The organism is Shinella sp. R2-11 (genome assembly GCF_055330205.1).
The window spans coordinates 85,727-101,064 of record NZ_JBVAPC010000010.1 but is presented as its reverse complement, the minus strand read 5'-3'; the positions used below and the strand labels follow the sequence as shown (position 1 = coordinate 101,064).

The following is a 15,338-nucleotide window of genomic DNA, read 5'->3' as shown; positions in this document are numbered from 1 at the left end:
CGGTGCGGATTCGTTGCTATGCATAATCGCAGGGATTGCGTCCGGCGAGTGCAGGAGGGTTCCATGGGAACCACAGGCAGCGATGTTTTCGATCTCTTTTCCGAAACCTACGCAAGCAATGCGCGGGAAGAGATGAGCCTCCAGGAATATCTCCTGGCGTGCCGCGAGGACCGGAGCCTCTACGCCACCGCCCCGGAACGCATGGTGGCCGCCATCGGCGAGCCGCAGCTCATCGACACCAGCGCGGACGAGCGGCTCGGGCGGATCTTCGCCAACCGCACCATCAAGATCTATCCCTCCTTCTCCGATTTCTACGGCATGGAAGACACGGTCGAGCGGATCGTCGGCTACTTCCGCTATGCCGCGCAGGGGCTCGAGGAGCGCAAGCAGATCCTCTACCTGCTCGGCCCGGTCGGCGGCGGCAAGTCGTCGCTCGCCGAGCGCCTGAAGAAGCTGATGGAAGAGCAGCCCATCTATACGCTCGCCATCGATGGCAAGGTCAGCCCCGTCTTCGAATCGCCGCTCGGCCTCTTCAGCCGCGAGCGCATGGGCGACCTTCTCGAAGAAAAATACGGCATCGCCAAGCGCCGGCTGACCGGCCTCATCTCGCCCTGGGCGACGAAGCGGCTGGACGAGATCGACGGCGACATCTCGCGCTTCAGCGTTATCAAGCTGATGCCCTCGCGCCTGCGCCAGATCGCCATCGCCAAGACGGAGCCCGGCGACGAGAACAACCAAGACGTCTCGGCGCTGGTCGGCAAGGTCGATATCCGGCAGCTGGAAAACTTCAGCCAGGCCGATCCCGACGCCTATTCCTATAGCGGCGGCCTCAACCGCACGACGCAGGGCCTCCTCGAATTCGTCGAGATGTTCAAGGCGCCGATCAAGGTGCTGCACCCGCTGCTCACCGCCACGCAGGAGGGCAGCTACAACGGCACGGAGAATTTCGGCGGCTTCCCCTATCAGGGTATCGTGCTGGCGCATTCGAACGAATCCGAATGGCTGCAGTTCAAGCACAACAAGAACAACGAGGCCTTCCTCGACCGCATCCTCGTCGTGAAGGTGCCCTATTGCCTGCGGGTGACGGAAGAGCGGCAGATCTACGAGAAGCTGCTCCGGGAAAGCGAGCTGGCGGACAGCCCCTGCGCGCCGGAGGTTCTCTCCAATCTCAGCCGCTTCACCGTCGCCACGCGCCTTGCGCCGCACGAGAATTCGCCGATCTACACCAAGATGCGCGTCTATGACGGCGAGAACCTCAAGGATACCGACCCCAAGGCGAAGTCGCTGCAGGAATACCGCGATGCCGCCGGCGTCGACGAGGGCATGACGGGCATCAGCACGCGCTTTGCCTTCAAGGTGCTGTCGGAGACCTTCAACTACGATACCAAGGAGGTGGCGGCCGATTCCGTCCATCTCATGTATATCCTCGAACAGGCGATCCGGCGCGAGCAGTTCCCCAAGGAGGTCGAGGCGCATTATCTCGATTTCATCCGCTCGGAACTGGCAGCCCGCTATGCCGAGTTCATCGGCCACGAGATCCAGAAGGCCTATCTCGAATCCTACAGCGAATACGGCCAGAACCTCTTCGACCGCTACATCGCCTATGCGGATGCCTGGCTGGAGGATCAGGACTTCAAGGATCCCGATACCGGGCAGATCCTCAACCGCGAGATCCTCGACAGCGAACTGTCGCAGATCGAGAAGCCCGCGGGCATCGCCAATCCGAAGGATTTCCGCAACGAGGTCGTCAAGTTCACCCTGCGCGCCCGCGCCCGCAACGGCGGGCGCAATCCCTCCTGGACGAGCTACGAGAAGCTGCGCGAGGTCATCGAGAAGCGCATGTTCGGCCAGGTGGAGGACCTCCTGCCGGTCATCAGCTTCGGCTCGAAGAAGGACAGCGCCACCGAGAAGCAGCACGCCGAATTCGTGCAGCGGATGACCGAACGCGGCTACACCGTGCGCCAGGTCCGCCGGCTCGTCGACTGGTACATGCGCGTCAACAAGGCCGGCTGATGCCGGCCCCGGGGGTGGGCCATGCCGCATTTCATCGATCGCCGGCTCAATCCCAAAGACCGCAGCCTCGGCAATCGCCAGCGTTTCCTGAAAAGGGTGCATGACGAGCTGAAGCGCTCGATCCGCGATCAGGTCAAGACGGACCGGATCGCCGACGTCGATGCCGCCCATGGCGTGCCGGTGCCGCGGCGCGGCGCCGACGAGCCGACGTTTCGGAATTCCCCCGCCAGCGGCCAGCGCGACTATGTGCTGCCCGGAAACGAGACCTTCTCGCCCGGCGACCGGCTGGGAAAGCCGGATGGCGGCGGCGGGGCAGGCGGCCGCGGCGCGGGGCGCGGCGAGAGCGACGACGAGTTCCTGTTCGTCCTTTCCCGCGAGGAGGTGCTCGACCTCTTCTTCGAGGATCTGGAGCTGCCCGACATGGTCAAGCTCAACCTCAAGGAAACGGTGACCTACAAGCCCCACCGCGTCGGCTTCACGACCAGCGGCACGCCGAGCAACATCAATGTCGGCCGCACCATGCGCAACAGCTTCGGGCGGCGCATCGCGCTTCGCCGGCCGAGCGAGAAGGAGTTCCTGACGCTCGCCGCCGAGATGGCCGCGCTGGAGGGCGAGGCCAATCCGACGCAGCAGCAGCGCCGCCGGCTGGCGCTGGCGCGCGAGGAGATGGAAAGGCTGGAGCGGCGGCGCAAGCGCATCGCCTATGTCGATCCCGTCGACGTGCGCTTCAACCGCTTCGAGCGCCAGCCGATGCCGAATGCCAGCGCCGTGATGTTCTGCCTGATGGACGTCTCCGCCTCGATGGGCGAGCGCGAGAAGGACCTCGCCAAGCGGTTCTTCGTGCTGCTCCACCTCTTCCTCAAGCGCCGCTACGAGCGCATCGACATCGTCTTCATCCGCCACACCGACGAGGCGCGGGAGGTGGACGAGGAGACCTTCTTCTTCAGCCGCCAGAGCGGCGGCACGATCGTCTCGACCGCGCTGGAGGAGATGCAGCGCATCATCCTCGACCGCTATCCTTCGAACCTCTGGAACATCTATGCCGCGCAGGCTTCCGACGGCGACAATGCGGCGGGCGATTCCGAACGCTGCGCGCAGCTCCTGCGCGACGAGCTGATGAAGCTTTGCCAGTACTATGCCTATGTCGAGATCATCGACGAGCGGGAGAGCGAGATTTTCGGCTCGACCGACAACGGCACCTCGCTGTGGCGGGCCTATCGCACCGTCGACGGTGCGGCGCCGCATTTCCAGATGACGCGCATCGCCCGGCCGGCGGATATCTATCCGGTTTTCCGCAAGCTCTTCGCCCGCCAGCCGGTCCAGCTTCGTCGCTAGGGGGATCATATGGCAAGACGCGGCGCCTCTTCCCTGCTGTTCGACGGATCCGAATGGAGCTTTGCGACGCTCTCGCGCGCCTATGACGCCATCGAGGCCATCGCGCTCGGCGAGATGGGGCTCGACGTCTATCCCAACCAGATCGAGGTCATCTCCTCCGAGCAGATGCTCGACGCCTATTCCTCCGTCGGCATGCCGCTGATGTACCAGCACTGGTCCTTCGGCAAGCGTTTCGTCTTCGAGGACCATCTCTACCGCAAGGGGCGCCGGGGCCTCGCCTATGAGCTGGTCATCAATTCCAATCCCTGCATCACCTATCTGATGGAAGAGAACACGATGCCGATGCAGGCGCTGGTCACCGCGCATGCCGCCTTCGGCCACAACCATTTCTTCAAGAACAACTATCTCTTCCGCCAGTGGACGGATGCCAGCTCCATCCTAGGCTACATGGATTTCGCCAAGAAATATGTCGCGCGCTGCGAGGAGCGGCACGGGACCGCCGCCGTGGAGGACATTCTCGATTCGGCCCATGCGCTGATGGACCAGGGCGTCTTCCACTACCGCCGCCCGCCGCGGCTTTCCTCCGAAAGGATCACCGAGCGGGCGCGCGAGCGGCTGGAATATGAGGAGCAGACCTATAGCGACCTCTGGCGCACCCTGCCCACGGCCGGCGGCAATGCCGACATGGAAGAGGCGGAGGAGGAGGCGCTGGAGCGCAAGAAGGCGCTGAACCTGCCGGAGGAGAACCTGCTCTATTTCCTCGAAAAGCACAGCCTGATCCTGGAGCCGTGGCAGCGGGAACTGTTGCGCATCGTCCGCGTCATCGCGCAGTATTTCTATCCGCAGGCCCAGACCAAGGTGATGAACGAGGGATGCGCGACCTTCGTCCATTATTTCATCATCAACCGGCTCTTCGACCAGAAGAAGATGAGCGAGGGCGCCATGCTGGAGCTGCTGGCGAGCCACGCCAATGTCGTCTTCCAGCCGAGCTTCCACGACCCGCGCTTTGGCGGCATCAATCCCTATGCGCTGGGTTTTGCGATGATGCAGGACATCGAGCGCATCTGCACCGAGCCGACGGCGGAGGACAGGGACTGGTTCCCAGACATGGCAGGCAACGGCGACTGGCGGGGCACGCTGCTCGACGCCTGGGAGAACCACCGGGACGAGTCCTTCATCCTGCAATATCTGAGCCCGGCGCTGATCCGCAAGTTCCGCCTATTCCATCTGACGGACCGGTCCACCGACCGGTTCTGCGAGGTCGCCTCCATCCATGACGAACGCGGCTATTCCGCCGTGCGCACGGCGCTCGCCCGCAGCTACGATCTCGGTGCCAACCGGCCGGATATCGAGGTGGTCGACGTCGATCTCCTCGGCGACCGGCAATTGAGGCTGAGGCATACCGTCAAGAACGGCGTTCTCCTGGAGGAGGCGGACCGCGATGCGACCCTTTCCCATATCCGCCGCCTCTGGGGCTATGATGTCAGCCTTGCCGGCGTCGCAGCGTCGAGCGGGACGGTTCTCTACGAATGCTCGTCCCGCGATCTCTAGAGCATTTCCAGCAAAGTGCGAAGCGGTTTTGCGTTCGGAAAATACGGCGAAACAAAGAGTTAGAGCGTTCTCGCGATTCGGAGAAAAGCGGAAATGCTCTAACCATGGTAGCTTTGTACGATCCCGTACGCAGCGGGGAAAGGTTCGCGCGCGGCTTTCCTTACCGCGCCTCCGGTGGCAGGTTCCGGCTTCCCGAAACGGGAGGGTGCGGCCGCCCTGCGGCCGGGCGGATTCTCAAGCGTGTCCGTCGCCGGGGCTCCCCCGAGTCCCGGCCGCCCTTTTTTCTCCACGGACCGCCCGCCCGCAGGCGTTGCCCGCTGCGCCGGCGCCGTTCTAGGATCATGGCATGACCCTGAACCGATCCTTCTTCGCGCGCGATGCCGTCGATGTCGCGGCCGATCTTCTCGGCGTGCTGCTGCTCGTCGACGGCGTCGGCGGCATCGTCGTGGAAACCGAGGCCTATCGCCGCGACGACGAGGCCTCGCACAGCCATCGCGGGCCGACGCCCTCCAATGCCGCGATGTTCGGCGATGCCGGGCGGGCCTATGTCTACCGCTCCTATGGGCTGCACTGGTGCCTGAATTTCGTCTGCGAGCCGGGCAGCGCGGTGCTGCTGCGCGCCCTGGAGCCGACGGAGGGCGTCGAGACCATGATGGCGCGGCGCTCGCTCGCCGTGACGCGGCGGCTTTGCGCCGGGCCGGGCAATCTCTGCAAGGCGCTTGCCGTCGGCGGCGGGATGAACGGCCTTTCCCTCTTCGAACCGCCCTTCCTCCTCGACCTGCCGGCCGAGCCGCCCGTCTCGACCTCCGGCGTGCGGATCGGCATCAGCAAGGCGGCGGACCGGCCGTGGCGCTTTGCGGTGCGGGGTTCTCCCTATCTCAGCAAGCCGATCTGAACGTCTCCGATCCCGCGTGGAACATTCGGGCATGCCCCTGAGTTCGAGCATCCGTTCCCTCATACCCATGGAGACATCAATGGCTACCGAGAAGACACTGGACGACCTGTTCCTCGATACTCTCAAGGACATCTATTATGCGGAAAAGCAGATCCTGAAGGCGCTGCCCAAGATGGCGCGGGCCGCGCAGTCGGAGGAGGGCAAGCAGAGCTTCCTGCATCATCGCGACGAGACGCAGGGGCAGATCGAGCGGCTGGAGGAGGTCTTCGAACTCCTCGGCAAGGCGCCCCGCGGCAAGACCTGTGAGGCGATCCAGGGCATCATCGCCGAGGCCGAGGAGATCATGGAGAGCTTCAAGGCCACCCCGGCGCTCGATGCGGGCCTCATCTCCTCCGCGCAGGCGGTGGAGCATTACGAGATTGCGCGCTACGGCACGCTGATCGCCTGGGCAAAGCAGATCGGCCTCGACAAGGCGGTTCCGCTCCTGCAGGCCAATCTGGAGGAAGAGGCCGCGACCGACAAGAAGCTGACGAAGCTTGCCGAAACGTCGGCCAATGCAAAGGCTAAAAAGGCGGCCTGACCTTGGCCCGGAGGCGGCCCCGGCTTGGCCGCCTCCGGTCGCGCGGGCGGGGCGGCGGGATTTTCGTCTGCCCCGATTTTTTCCGGGAACAATTGGCCGGCACTGCCGGTTGATTGGTTGCAGGAAACGTCCGCCCCACACGATGACGGCCCCAAGCCGTCCAGAAGAAGAAGGTCGGCGGGCGTTGACGCCATCAGCTCAGAAAAGGGACGCTCTCATGGTCGATTTTGAAGATCTCGTTCGCAGCGAAGCCTATCGCATCTGGGAAACGGAAGGTTGCCCCGATGGCCAGCACGACCGCCATTGGCAAATGGCGGCCGAGCGGGTGAGGGAGGCACGATCGCCGGTCCGGGCCGAGGCCCCCGTCGTTCCCCTTCCGCTGAAGCGCGTGGCGCTGTCGACGCGTCGTGGCAAGCCGCAGCCGTCGGTGGCGATCGGGCTTCGCGCTTCCGCCTGATCCCTCCTGTGGTCCCGCGCCCGGCAGCGATGCCGGGCGCTGATGCGTTTCTCGTCCTTCGCGCGGAGTGTCACCTGACGGGCCATGAACGTTCTGTCGACTGTTTCCGAGGTTTTTCCTCTTATCAAGACCGGGGGATTGGCGGATGTCGCGGGGGCTCTCCCCAAGGCGCTGCGGTCCCATGGCATCCTGGTCTCGACGCTCGTGCCGGGCTATCGCGCGGTGCTGGAACACCTGCCCCGGCGGACGCCGGTGGCCCGGCTCGACGGCCTGCTCGGCCATGATGCCGTCCTGTCGCGGGCCGAGGCCGACGGGCTCGACCTGCTCGTGCTCGAAATCCCCGAGCTCTACGACAGGCCGGGCGGCCCCTATCTTGACGGCGAAGGGCGGGACCACCCGGACAACTGGCTGCGCTTTGCGGCCTTTTCGCTCGCCGAGGCAAGGCTCGCGCTCGGGGAGGTGCCGGCGGTGCGGGCGGATATCGTGCATGTCCACGACTGGCAGACGGCGCTCGTGCCGGTCTATCTGCGCTATGCGTTCCGCAGCTCGCTTCCGGTGGTCTGCACCGTTCACAACCTCGCCTTCCAGGGGCAGTTCTCCTTCGACATCGCCGGCCGGCTCGGCCTTCCCGACGCAGCCTTCGGCATCGAATGCCTCGAATATTACGGCGGCGTCGGCTTCCTGAAGGGTGGGCTGCTCTCGTCCGACGTGGTGACCACCGTCAGCCCCACCTATGCGCGGGAAATCCTGTCGCCAGAGCTCGGCATGGGGCTCGACGGCGTGCTGCAGACGCGGCGCTCGGCGCTTTACGGCATCGTCAACGGCATCGATTCCGATATCTGGAATCCGGCCTCCGATCCGCTCGTTCCCCGCCGCTACGATGCGCGCTCGCTGCCGCGCCGGCAGGCAAACCGCGCGGCGATGCTGTCGCATTTCGGTCTCGGGGATGCCGGCGGGCCGCTCTTTGCCGCCTTGACGCGCCTTGCCTGGCAGAAGGGCGCGGACATGATCCCGGACGCGGCTGAGGAGGTCGTGCAGCATGGCGGCCAGTTCGTCGTCTGCGGCCAGGGCGATGCGGCGATAGAGGACGCGCTCAGGGATTGCGCCCGGCGCCACCCGGAACGCGTTGCCGTTCATATCGGCTACAGCGAGGAGCTCGCCCATCTCATCGTCTCGGGCTGCGACGTGCTGGTGCAGCCGTCCCGCTTCGAGCCCTGCGGCCTCACCCAGCTCTACGCCATGCGCTACGGCGCCATTCCGCTGGTCGGGCGGACGGGCGGGCTCTCCGAGACGATCATCGACGCCAACGAGGCGGCGATGGCGCGGGCCGTCGCCACGGGGTTCCAGTTCCACCCGATCGAGCCGCACAGTTTCCGCGAGGCGGTGCGCCGCGCCTGCGAGGCGTTCGAAGACCGGGAGGCCTGGGCCAGCCTGCAGCGGCAGGCGATGAAGGCGGACTTCTCCTGGGACCGCAGCGCCTTCCAGTATGCCCAGCTTTTCGAGGCGCTGCAGGCGGCATGGCAGGCGACGGCGGAGGCCGGCGCGCTGCCGGCCGGGCCGGAGCGGGTCCATTCCGGAAGGGTGCTGCGGAAAGGGGCAGGACGATGACGCGGCAGAACAGGCTTCTGGCGGCGCTCGGCCCGGAGGAGCACGATTCCCTCCTGCCCCTGATGACCGACGTGGCCTTGCCGCAGGGGCTGGAACTCTCCCGTCCCCAGTCGCCGATCGACCATTGCTACTTCCCGGGCGCGGGGATCATCTCGACGGTGGTGGTGTCGCCGACCGGCAAGCAGGCCGAAATCGGCCTCATCGGGCGGGAAGGCATGTCGCCGTCCTCCGCCATCCTCGGGACGGACCGCAATCCGTTCCGCACGGTCATGCAGGTAAACGGGCGCGGTTGGCGCATCCGGCGGGAGGATTTTCAAAGGCAGGTCGAGGAGCGGCCTGCCTTCCGGGCCGTCATGCTGTGCTGGGCGCAGGCCTTTTCCTGCCAGGTCGCCTTCACGGCGCTTTCGCAGGCCGTCGACCATGTCGACGAGCGCCTCGCCCGCTGGATCCTGATGTGCCACGACCGGGTGGACGGCGACCGGCTGGTCCTGACGCACGAATTCCTGGCGGTGATGCTCGCCGTCCGGCGGGCGAGCGTCACGAATGCCCTGCATGTGCTGGAAGGCAACGGCTTCATCTATTCCCAGCGCGGCATCATCGTCATCCGCAACCGCGCGGCCCTGCAGGCCTTCGCGGCGAATTCCTACGGCGAAAGCGAGCATGAATATGCCCGCCTCTTTCCCTCTTGAGTCCCACGTAACCTCAGGGGAACAACCGGCAGGCTTGCGGATTGAAGGGAGGCAGTCATCCGCTGGGAATACGGTCATGCTGAAGAAGGCGAGCACGCCGGCGCCGGCTTTTCAGGAACACGCGCAAGGCGATATCGAGGCGATGCACGCCGCGGCGGCGGAATGCCGGCGCTGCGATCTCTACCGCGAGGCCACGCAGGTCGTTTTCGGCGAGGGCGCGAAGCGGGCGCGGGTGCTTCTCGTCGGCGAGCAGCCGGGCGACCGGGAGGACCAGCTCGGCCATCCCTTCGTCGGTCCGGCCGGGCGCTTCCTCGACGGCTGTCTCGAGGAGGCCGGCATCGACCGCTCCGCCTGCTACCTCACCAATGCGGTCAAGCATTTCAAGTTCAAGCGCTTCGGCAAGAGGCGCATCCATGAAAGGCCGAATACCGGCGAGGTCCGGCAATGCGCCTGGTGGCTGGGCGGCGAGATCGAGCAGGTGAAGCCGGCGCTCCTCGTCGCGCTGGGCGCGACCGCGACCTTCGCTCTTCTCGGCAAGCGCCACGCCGTCACCGCTGATCGCGGCCGCATCGTCGAGACGGAAAGCGGCGTGCCGACGCTGATCACCGTCCACCCTTCCGCGCTGCTGCGCAGCCGCGGCCGGCCCCATGCCGAGCAGGAGCGCGGCCGCTTCGTGGCGGAGCTGCGCAAGATCAGGCCGTTTCTCGAAAGCTGAGCGTCAGGCCGGCGGATCGTCCGTCGCCGTTTCGGCGGAATCCTCCACCTCGGTCTCCGGCCGGTCCCGCCCCGCCGCCACCTCGTTGTGCCATCGGCCGTCCTCGTCCTCATAGGAGATGAAGCGGTCCTCGTCGCTTCTTTCGTGCCGCTCGGCCGCCATGCGGGCGGCCGTGAGCGCGGCGGCATGGTTGGGGAATGTCTCGGAAAAGACATCGTCCAGCCGGTAGGCCCAGCCGTCCTCGTGCGGCACGACATGATAGGTGATCGGCATGATGCGCTCCCTGGTTGTCTCGATGCGGAAGAAACCGGCCGTGCGGCAAATGGTTCCGGCACGGGCGGAACAATGGGCGGGCGGATCGGTTCGAACCTCTTCAGGCATACAAGCGATGGAGACGACGATGAACGGCCGCAAGCAAGCCCCCCGCGAGGACGACTTCCGTGATTACGAACAGCGCGACATCCGCGACGGCTGGCCCTATCCGGACAATGACGGCGACCTGAACGACGGGAAGAACGCGCCCTACGGCGCGCCGGGCGCCAATTTCGACGCGCGCGACAACAAGGGCGTGGAGGTCGAGGCCGACCCCGACCTGCGGGACGTCGACGGCGCGCCCATGCCGTTTTCCGATGACAGAGAGGAGGCGATCGTCGATGACGACCTCGAGGCGCGCATCATGCAGGCGCTCGAGGACGACGAGCGGGTCGATCTCGACATGCTGGAGATCACCATCCGGGACGGTGTCGCCGAGCTGGACGGGGCGGTCGACAGCGAGGACGACCGGCGCCATCTCATCGGGCTTCTGCGGCGGGTGAAGGGGCTGCGGGACGTGCGGGCAGAGGGCCTGCTGGCGCGCGGCGTCGACAGCCATATCCCGCGCGACGCCGACGAATAGAGGAGACCGCCATGGCCATCATTCCCAACGAGCCCGATCCCGGTCCGACGCCCGTGCCGGATCTTCCGCCCATCGACAAGCCGACGCCCGACCGCCTGCCGGACGAGGAGCCCAATCCCAATCCGGACGAGAACGACGATCCTCCAAGGCACATGTAGGTTTCAGACGTCGGTGCGGGAAAAGCTCGCATTGCCGAGGCCCGTGCCGATCGTCACCGCGGCCCAGTTATCGACATCCGCCATGCGCGGCAGTTCCGAAAGCCCCTGCACGACCGCATCGTTGTGCATGATGATGAAGGTGGGCTCGCCGGCGATCTCCGGGATTGCCTTGCGCAACGCGTCGGGCAGGTTGAAATGCGTGCTTTCCCAGTTGCCGCCCGGAAGGTTCTGCCCGCCGCGGGCGATGGCGCCGTCCGGCGCGATGATGCCGGGGCAGCCGATGCCGATCACCGGGGCGAGCGCGAGCTTGGCCTTCTCGGCCTTGCCGATCAGCGCCCCGATCATGTCGACGAGATATTCGATGGTGGCGGTGCGGCGGGGTTCGTCGTCGGCATGGCGCCACAGCTCCGATTTCCAGACCTTCGCCTTGGAGAAATCCGGCTTGTCGTCGAGGTTGAGCTTGACCACGCCGGCGCGGATGTTCGTGCCGCCGATATCGACGGCGAGGATCGCGTCATGACCCTTCAGCATCCAGGAGGGAATGAGATGCACCGCGCCGATGAGGCCGGCTTCGTCCGGGTGATGGGAGATCGGCACCAGTTCCAGCTTCAGGCCCTCGGCATTGAGGAGAAGCTGCGTGCGGGCGATCGCCATCAGACCGGACCTGCTGTCGCTGAAACCGCCGCCGACGGCGATCTTCGTCGTCCCCTGCCAGTCCTTCTCCTTCATGTAGCGGGCGAGGATGGCGGCAAGGTCCTTGGCGAAATCGTCTATCGCGGCGAGCACCAGCGCGGCGGCATCCGAGGCCTCGTCCTTGAGGAAGGCGTCGATGTCCTTCTTCGACAGATCCTCCGTGGCAACGTCGCCGAGGGGGTCTTGGCCGCCTTCGCGCACGCGCCGGCGCCAGCCGTCGATGGCGTCGCGGAAGGCGGATTTGTTGGCCTGGTCGCCGATGAAGCCGTTGCGGTCGCGCAGCTCCAGATTGTAGCTCCTGACCCGTGCCGCGGGCAGGTCGGTCGCCCCGTGGGCGATGGCGGGATGGTACTCCTCGGCTTTCGCGCTCTGCTTTCCCATATCGCCTCCCACTCGGTTCCAAACTGCGAAGTGAGAATGCGGCGGGGTAAAACTTGTTCCCGGCCACCCCCTTGCCGCCCGGCAAATGCGATCTACTTGCAGGACCCATGAGCGAACAGGAAAAATTGCAGCCGACCGATGCGGCGACCCGCCACCTCGTCCGCCGCCTGATCGACGAGCCGGACCGTTGGGCGCTCTTCCTCGACATCGACGGAACGTTGCTGGACCTTGCGACGACGCCGGACGCCATTCAGGTTCCGCTGTCGCTGCCGGCCGACCTTGCCGCGGTCTCGGGCCGCCTCGGCGGCGCGCTGGCGCTGGTGACGGGCCGCAGCCTCTCCTATGCCGACGGGCTCTTCGCACCGCATCGCTTTCCGATCGCCGGCTTGCACGGCGCGGAGTTCCGGGCGGCCGACGGGGCGATCTCGGTGGTCGCGCAGACGCCCGGCTTCGATGCGCTCAAGCGCCGGCTGGTCGAGGAAACCGCCTGGATGGAGGGCGTGCTGATCGAGGACAAGGGCGCGGCGGTCGCGGCGCATTACCGGATGGCGCCGGCCTACGATACCGCGCTCGAAAAGATCATGCGCGATTTCGCGGAGGCGGCGGGGCCGGCCTGGGTGCTGCAACCCGGCAAGATGGTCTTCGAAATCCGCCCCTCGCGGGCCGACAAGGGCGAGGCGGTCGCCTCCTATCTGGAGCAGCCGCCCTTTCTCGGCCGGCTGCCGGTTGCCGTCGGCGACGACCTGACGGACGAATCGATGTTCGCGCTTGCCAATGCGCGGGGCGGCCAGTCGATCCGGGTGGGCTCGCTCTCGACGGCGACCTGCGCCCTTGCCAAATCCTCGTCGCCTTCGGCCATCCGCTCGGCGCTCGCGACCATCGGGGCGGCGGGCGCGCGGAAGGAGGCCGCGGCGTCCTGAGCCCGGGAACCGGATCGGCTCTCGCGCCTTTCCCTTCCACGAAGGGAGACGAACGATGCAGCACAAACTTCTGGCAAGCGATGCGGGGGAGCGCACCTTCATCCTCGTTCTCGAGGAAGGGGACGAGGCCTTTTCCTGCCTGACCGGGTTCGCGAAGCGGGAAGGCGTAACGGCGGCCTCGATCACCGCCATCGGCGCCTTCCGGGCCGCGACCATCGCCTTCTTCGAATACGAGACGAAGAATTACAAGAAGATACCCGTGGAGGTGCAGTCGGAGGTGCTGAGCCTGATCGGCGACGTCGCCCTCGACGACGACGGCAAGGCGAGCCTTCACCTGCATGTCGTGCTCGGCTTTTCCGACGGCAGCACGAGGGGCGGGCATTTCCTCGAAGGCCATGTGCGGCCGACGCTGGAGGTGGTGCTGCGCGAAACGCCGGCCAGGCTGCGCCGCCGGCACCGCAGCGATCTCGGCATCGCCCTGATCGACCTCGGCTAGCGCGTGGCACCCTCTCGCCAGAGCGAGAGAAGCGGGCCGGCGATGCCGTAGACCGGGTCGCTTGCCGGGATCGGCAAGGTGGCGATGATCTTCAGTTCGCCGGGCGTCGCGGCTTGCGTTTCGATATCCGCGTGCTGGCCCGGCGGATAGCCGCCGACCACCAGGAAATCGTCGCTCGCGGACATCCGCTTGTGCCCGGTGCCGGCGGGCAGCACAAGGCAATCGCCGGAACGGACATCGAGGGCGGCGCCCTCCGGTCCGCCGATCAGAAGCTCCGCCTTGCCGCCTGCGATGCCGAGAACTTCATGCGCGCCGACATGGTAGTGCTGGTAGGAGAAGACGCCGTTGCGCCAGAGCCCCTGCCAGCCCGCGTCGTGGAACATCCCTTCGAAGGCGCGGGCCGGATCCTCCTCCTTGCCGCCGAAGAGGTCGCGGTAGACCAGCACCGGCAGGAAGGGATGATTGGGCACCCATTCGCTCGGGGGGAAGAACAGCGTTTCCGGTTGCTTCATGTCGCCTCACTTGCCGCCTTTCGGCGCCTTGCCGAAATCCTTGCGCAATTCGTCCTTGGCCTTTTCCAGCGTTTGGCGCCGCTGCGCCGAAAGCTGGTCGCCGGCTCGGTTGATATAGAATGTCAGCATGGACATGGCCGAGCGGAAAGGGCTCGATTTGCGCCGGTCGCTCTGTTCGGCGGAGCGCTTCAGGGAATCGGCGATCCTGCTGGCGCTGCGCTGCTTGAAGACGCCGTCTTTCAGGTCGAGCGCGTCGCTGTTTTCGGTCACGTCCTGCGACCATTTCTTCTTCCTGCTCTTCGTCATCTTCCTTCTCCTTTCACCGTGCGAGTCGAACCGCGCCGCCGGCCGAATGTTCCGGGAACCCAGGGCGATATGGCGCATTAGGGGAGACGATGCGCGTTTGCGGAGGTTCGAACCCATGGACAACAAGGACCGGCTGATCCTGGCGCTGGCGGCGCTGCTGCGCGCCGAGAGGGAGACCCGCGGCGCCCTGATGGAGGCGCTGGAGGAGGATTCCATCTCCCGCGAGGCGCTTCTCGCCATCCTGTCCGATCCCATTCCCATCGTCACGCAGGAGGACATCGAATTCGCCGAGCGCTTCGCCATGTCCCGCCACCTGCCGATCGGGGGGAAGGGCTGATGGCGCCGCGCTCGTTCTGGAAGGGCTATCTCAAGCTTTCGCTCGTCACCTGCCCGGTGGCGATGTCGCCGGCGATTTCGGCGGAGGACAAGGTCCGCTTCCGCACGCTGAACGTGAAGACGGGCAATCCCGTCGTCAGCCGCTATGTCGATGCCGTCACCGGCAAGGCGGTGAACGAGGACGACGAGGTGAAGGGCTATCCCCGCGGGGAGGACGACTATGTGATGCTGGAGGACGAGGAGATCGAGGCGGTGGCGCTGGAAAGCACGCGCACTATCGATATCGAGAGCTTCGTGCCGCGCGAGAGCATCGAATGGATCTGGTACGACTCCCCGCATTATCTCGTGCCGAACGACACGGTGGGCGAGGAGGCGTTCTCCGTCATCCGCGAGGCCATGGCCGCGACCGGTACGGTCGGCATATCGCGGCTCGTGCTCTATCGTCGCGAACGGGCGGTGATGCTGGAGCCGCGCGGCAAGGGCATCGTGCTCTGGACGCTGCGCTATGGCGACGAGGTGCGCGACGAGAAGGATTATTTCGCGGGGCTGAAGGACGCCAGGCCCGAATCCAAGGCCCTTTCGCTGGTGAAGACGCTCATCAAGGAGCGGACGAAGGACTGGGACCCGAAGATGGCGGACGATCCGGTGCAGGACCGGTTGCTCGACATCATCGCGGCCAAGAAGAAGGGCCGCAAGCGTCCCGCGAAGGCCAAGGCGCCGCCGCCGACCTCGGGCAATGTCGTCAACATCATGGATGCGCTGCGCAAGAGCATCAAGGCGGAAGGCAAGGGCAAGTAG

Annotated in this window: 19 protein-coding genes; 15 read left to right on the top strand and 4 right to left on the bottom strand. The window is 65.9% G+C overall.

Going from position 1 to position 15,338, the window contains the following annotated elements; all coding sequences use genetic code 11:
• The first annotated feature begins 63 nt into the window (after positions 1-63).
• The 9 genes from ACZ1A1_RS22110 (at position 64) to ACZ1A1_RS22070 (ending at position 9,843) form a co-directional block, all read left to right on the top strand.
• On the top strand, positions 64-2,013 hold the full coding sequence (locus tag ACZ1A1_RS22110; protein ID WP_313193343.1) for a PrkA family serine protein kinase: 1,950 nt from the start codon (positions 64-66) through the stop codon (positions 2,011-2,013).
• A 21-nt stretch (positions 2,014-2,034) separates the two neighbouring features.
• A complete protein-coding gene (locus tag ACZ1A1_RS22105; protein ID WP_415214430.1) occupies positions 2,035-3,348 on the top strand; it encodes a YeaH/YhbH family protein in 1,314 nt (437 codons plus the stop codon).
• A 9-nt stretch (positions 3,349-3,357) separates the two neighbouring features.
• Entirely contained in the window at positions 3,358-4,899 is a 1,542-nt protein-coding gene (locus ACZ1A1_RS22100; RefSeq protein WP_463621594.1) for a SpoVR family protein, read from the top strand.
• 346 nt (positions 4,900-5,245) lie between these two features.
• Positions 5,246-5,794, top strand: a complete 549-nt coding sequence (locus ACZ1A1_RS22095) for a DNA-3-methyladenine glycosylase (protein ID WP_463621593.1) — start codon at positions 5,246-5,248, stop codon at positions 5,792-5,794.
• A gap of 79 nt (positions 5,795-5,873) precedes the next feature.
• Positions 5,874-6,374, top strand: a complete 501-nt coding sequence (locus ACZ1A1_RS22090; RefSeq protein ID WP_463621592.1) for a YciE/YciF ferroxidase family protein — start codon at positions 5,874-5,876, stop codon at positions 6,372-6,374.
• A gap of 217 nt (positions 6,375-6,591) precedes the next feature.
• A complete protein-coding gene (locus ACZ1A1_RS22085; protein WP_463621591.1) occupies positions 6,592-6,831 on the top strand; it encodes a DUF2934 domain-containing protein in 240 nt (79 codons plus the stop codon).
• 84 nt (positions 6,832-6,915) lie between these two features.
• Complete coding sequence (glgA, locus tag ACZ1A1_RS22080; protein ID WP_463621590.1) at positions 6,916-8,439, top strand: glycogen synthase GlgA; 1,524 nt, start codon at positions 6,916-6,918, stop codon at positions 8,437-8,439.
• Positions 8,436-9,128, top strand: a complete 693-nt coding sequence (locus ACZ1A1_RS22075) for a Crp/Fnr family transcriptional regulator (RefSeq protein WP_463621589.1) — start codon at positions 8,436-8,438, stop codon at positions 9,126-9,128. The genes glgA and ACZ1A1_RS22075 overlap by 4 nt, the downstream gene beginning before the upstream one ends.
• Positions 9,129-9,204: 76 nt before the next feature.
• Entirely contained in the window at positions 9,205-9,843 is a 639-nt protein-coding gene (locus ACZ1A1_RS22070; protein WP_463621588.1) for a UdgX family uracil-DNA binding protein, read from the top strand.
• Positions 9,844-9,846: 3 nt separating this feature from the next.
• Here the strand turns inward: ACZ1A1_RS22070 and ACZ1A1_RS22065 are convergent, their stop codons facing one another.
• Complete coding sequence (locus ACZ1A1_RS22065; RefSeq protein WP_463621648.1) at positions 9,847-10,119, bottom strand: DUF2188 domain-containing protein; 273 nt, start codon at positions 10,117-10,119, stop codon at positions 9,847-9,849.
• A gap of 124 nt (positions 10,120-10,243) precedes the next feature.
• Between ACZ1A1_RS22065 and ACZ1A1_RS22060 the strand changes: the two genes are divergently transcribed.
• Positions 10,244-10,738, top strand: coding sequence for a BON domain-containing protein (locus ACZ1A1_RS22060; RefSeq protein ID WP_463621586.1), 495 nt, complete (start codon positions 10,244-10,246; stop codon positions 10,736-10,738).
• A gap of 11 nt (positions 10,739-10,749) precedes the next feature.
• Positions 10,750-10,896, top strand: a complete 147-nt coding sequence (locus ACZ1A1_RS22055) for a hypothetical protein (RefSeq protein WP_463621585.1) — start codon at positions 10,750-10,752, stop codon at positions 10,894-10,896.
• A 3-nt stretch (positions 10,897-10,899) separates the two neighbouring features.
• Here ACZ1A1_RS22055 and ACZ1A1_RS22050 read toward each other — a convergent pair whose 3' ends face one another.
• On the bottom strand, positions 10,900-11,970 hold the full coding sequence (locus ACZ1A1_RS22050) for an ROK family protein (RefSeq protein WP_463621583.1): 1,071 nt from the start codon (positions 11,968-11,970) through the stop codon (positions 10,900-10,902).
• A gap of 107 nt (positions 11,971-12,077) precedes the next feature.
• On the opposite strand from ACZ1A1_RS22050, the gene otsB reads away from it, so the two are divergent.
• Together otsB and ACZ1A1_RS22040 are read left to right on the top strand one after the other, a co-directional pair.
• Complete coding sequence (otsB, locus tag ACZ1A1_RS22045) at positions 12,078-12,890, top strand: trehalose-phosphatase (RefSeq protein WP_463621581.1); 813 nt, start codon at positions 12,078-12,080, stop codon at positions 12,888-12,890.
• Between the two features lie 55 nt (positions 12,891-12,945).
• Positions 12,946-13,386, top strand: coding sequence for a PPC domain-containing DNA-binding protein (locus ACZ1A1_RS22040; RefSeq protein WP_463621580.1), 441 nt, complete (start codon positions 12,946-12,948; stop codon positions 13,384-13,386).
• Here ACZ1A1_RS22040 and ACZ1A1_RS22035 read toward each other — a convergent pair.
• Together ACZ1A1_RS22035 and ACZ1A1_RS22030 are read right to left on the bottom strand one after the other, a co-directional pair.
• Positions 13,383-13,898 carry a cupin gene (locus ACZ1A1_RS22035; RefSeq protein WP_463621578.1) on the bottom strand — a complete coding sequence of 172 codons (516 nt, stop codon included), beginning with the start codon at positions 13,896-13,898 and terminating at the stop codon, positions 13,383-13,385. The genes ACZ1A1_RS22040 and ACZ1A1_RS22035 overlap by 4 nt on opposite strands.
• 6 nt (positions 13,899-13,904) lie before the next feature.
• Positions 13,905-14,204 carry a DUF3175 domain-containing protein gene (locus ACZ1A1_RS22030; RefSeq protein WP_463621577.1) on the bottom strand — a complete coding sequence of 100 codons (300 nt, stop codon included), beginning with the start codon at positions 14,202-14,204 and terminating at the stop codon, positions 13,905-13,907.
• Positions 14,205-14,319: 115 nt separating this feature from the next.
• Between ACZ1A1_RS22030 and ACZ1A1_RS22025 the strand changes: the two genes are divergently transcribed.
• Both ACZ1A1_RS22025 and ku read left to right on the top strand, forming a co-directional pair.
• Entirely contained in the window at positions 14,320-14,541 is a 222-nt protein-coding gene (locus tag ACZ1A1_RS22025) for a hypothetical protein (RefSeq protein ID WP_119256487.1), read from the top strand.
• Positions 14,541-15,338 (top strand): non-homologous end joining protein Ku, encoded by a 798-nt coding sequence (gene ku / locus ACZ1A1_RS22020; RefSeq protein WP_463621576.1) that lies wholly within the window; start codon positions 14,541-14,543, stop codon positions 15,336-15,338. The genes ACZ1A1_RS22025 and ku overlap by 1 nt, the downstream gene beginning before the upstream one ends.